This window comes from Runella sp., assembly GCF_027484545.1.
Classification (GTDB): Bacteria; Bacteroidota; Bacteroidia; order Cytophagales; family Spirosomataceae; genus Runella.
Map to the genome: position 1 here is coordinate 1 of NZ_JAIXST010000219.1, position 3,070 is coordinate 3,070.

The window sequence follows — 3,070 nt, forward strand, 5'->3', positions numbered from 1 at the left end:
TAGAGAATGAACTTAATAACAGGCCAAGAAAAAGACATGATTTTCAAACACCAAATCAAATTTTTAATCAATTAACTAACCATCAAGAAGTTGCATTTGTAACTTGAATCCTGCTTTTGAAAACAAAAATAACAGGACAAAAGGGTTAACACACAAAATATTGCAGCGGGAAATAGTTTCGGAATTTTTCGGTTGACAAGAAGTATTAATCTCAAAACAAAAAAAGCCACGACACAAAAGCATCGTGGCTATATAAAACATTCCAAGTTTCTAAAACTTGGAATGTTTCCGATTAATTCCGTGGCGGCTTACCTCCGGTCAATAACCCCTGCATCCGTTCCATGGTTTTCTTTTCACCCGTCAACGAGAGGAATGCTTCGCGCTCTAAGTCAAGCAAATATTGTTCTGTTACGTTTTGAGGATAACTCAAATCTCCGCCGCAGATGACATACGCCAATTTATCCGCGATTTTGGCATCGTGTTCAGTGATGTAATTCGCCATGCGCATACTGCCGATTCCTGCTTTAAACAAGGCAATCCCCGTTTTCCCCTGTACTTTGATGTCATTACGGTGCTTGGGCTGGGTATAACCATTTTCAGCTAAATCAATGGCAGCTTGCTTCGCTTCAGCGATTAGGCGACTGCGGTTCAACACAATTTGGTCGCGATCCCCTTTGATGTAATTCATTTCTACGGCTTCCTGCGCCGAAGTGGAAACTTTGGCTTGGGCAATATTCATAAATGCCGATTGCAAAATATTCAATTCAGGATCTCCTGCTTGGTACAAATCCGAACAGCGCAACGCCATTTCTTTGGTTCCGCCACCCGCAGGAATCAAGCCTACACCTAACTCTACGAGCCCCATGTAGGTCTCGGCATGGGCAACCACTTTGTCAGCGTGCAGGTTCAACTCACAGCCGCCACCCAGCGCCAAGGAATGCGCAGCAGTTACCACAGGGATGGACGAGTACCGGGCCCGCATCATGGTTTGCTGGAATTGCGCAATCATTAAGTTGATTTCGTCATAATCCTGCTCAATGGCAAACATGAACAGCATGGCCAAATTGGCTCCTGCCGAAAATGCTTCGTTAGAATCATTTCCAACCACCAACCCGCGAAAATCTTTTTCTGCTATGGCATAAGCCCGATTAAGGCCTTCGACTACTTCGGCTCCAAAAGTGTTCATTTTGGAGTGAAACTCTACGCCTGCAATGCCATCGCCTAAGTCGTAAATGGAAGCACCCGCGTTTTTCCAGATAATATTCTGAGATTTATTTTCGAGAATGATAAAGGCTTCCTGGCCGGGAATGGCCTTATACGACTGCGAAGGAATATCGTAATACAGCTTTTGACCGTTCTGTACTTTATAGAAACTTTCGTTACCTGCCGCCAGCATATCATAGACCCACTGCGCCGGTTTGGCCTCCAAGGATTCCATAATTTCGACCATTTTCTTTGCACCTATGGCATCCCACGTTTCAAATACACCCATTTCCCAGCCAAAACCTGCACAAATGGCTTGATCAATGCGATACAATTCATCGGCTATTTCGGGAATACGATTGGAAGCATACCGAAAACTGCTCGCAAACGTACGACGATAAAACTCACCTGCTTTGTCGGTTCCTTTGAGCAAGATACCAAAGCGCTTTTTAAGGTCGTCTATGGCTTTCGTTTTTTCAAGGGTTTCAAATTTTACTTTAACGGAAGGCTTGTATTCGAGTGTACTTAGGTCTAAAGCAAGAATAACCGTTTTCCCATTTTCATCTTTGGTCTTCTTGTAAAAACCTTGTCCCGTTTTGTCACCGAGCCATTTTTTCTCCACCAAACTCGCCATAATTGGCGATATTTCAAAAGCTGCCCGCGACTCGTCATGCTGCATTTGAACCAAATTATTGGCAACATTAACGGTGGTATCCAAACCTACCACATCCGACAGGCGGAATGTACCGGACTTGGGGCGACCTACCACGGGTCCTGTCAATTTATCAACTTCTTCTACCGTCAAACCCATCGTTTCGGCCACGCGCATGGTTTCTACCAAGGCATGAATTCCGAGGCGATTGGCTATAAAACCGGGAGTATCTTTGCAGAGTACGGTTGTCTTTCCTAAATACAAATCGCCGTAATGCAACAGAAAATCAAGGATTTGAGGGTCGGTTTTAGGACCCGGAATGACTTCAAACAAACGCAGATAACGCGGAGGATTGAAAAAGTGAGTTCCGCAAAAATGTTGTTGGAAATCTTCACTGCGCCCTTCCGACATCAAATGAATGGGAATCCCTGAGGTATTGGAAGTAATCAATGTTCGGGGTTTGCGCAAAGCATCCACTTTTTCAAACAACGACCGTTTGATGTCCAAACGCTCTACAATGGCTTCTAACACCCAATCGTAATTTTTGATTTCGGCGAGGTTATCATCGAAATTCCCAAGTTTAACCCGACTCGCAAATTTAGGACTGTACAAAGACGCAGGTGTAGATTTCAACGTATTTTGAAATGCCTCATTTACAATGCGATTACGTACCGCAGGGTGTTCTAAAGTAAGCCCTTTGGCCTGTTCAGCTGCGTTAAGTTCTCTGGGAACAATGTCTAACAACAATACTTCTACGCCAATATTAGCAAAGTGGCACGCAATGCGCGACCCCATAATGCCCGAGCCTAATACGGCTACTTTTTTAATGCTACGGTTCATGTATGTAATTTGTGAATGTTGAATTAGTGATTTAGCGAATAATCAATTAATACTGCGTCTGCTTTACTTTACTATTGGGAATTTGAAAATCTAAACGAGCCACTTGTGATATTCCATGATGGCTTATGATTTTGCCCTTCAAAAGTAGAAAAAAAAAGTATGCAAGCATACTATCTTTAAAAAAATGTGTTTTAAATTCGACAAACGAAAGTGGTTAATTTTATGGAGTGCAACCAAAAGAAGTTACTCGCAAATTAGGTAGTTATTTAAAAGGTGTTGATGCACTCTTGGTTATAATTGACGACAAAAAGCTTAGTAACCAAGTGATGGTATTTGAGTTTTCTTGAAAAGGATAGGCTTTTTCTGACATATCGA

General features: G+C 42.7%; 1 protein-coding gene. It reads right to left on the bottom strand.

Annotated elements, in window-relative coordinates; genetic code table 11:
- Positions 1–292: 292 nt before the first annotated feature.
- Positions 293–2,695, bottom strand: a complete 2,403-nt coding sequence (locus Q0081_RS20355; protein WP_298357728.1) for a 3-hydroxyacyl-CoA dehydrogenase/enoyl-CoA hydratase family protein — start codon at positions 2,693–2,695, stop codon at positions 293–295.
- Positions 2,696–3,070 lie beyond the last annotated feature (375 nt).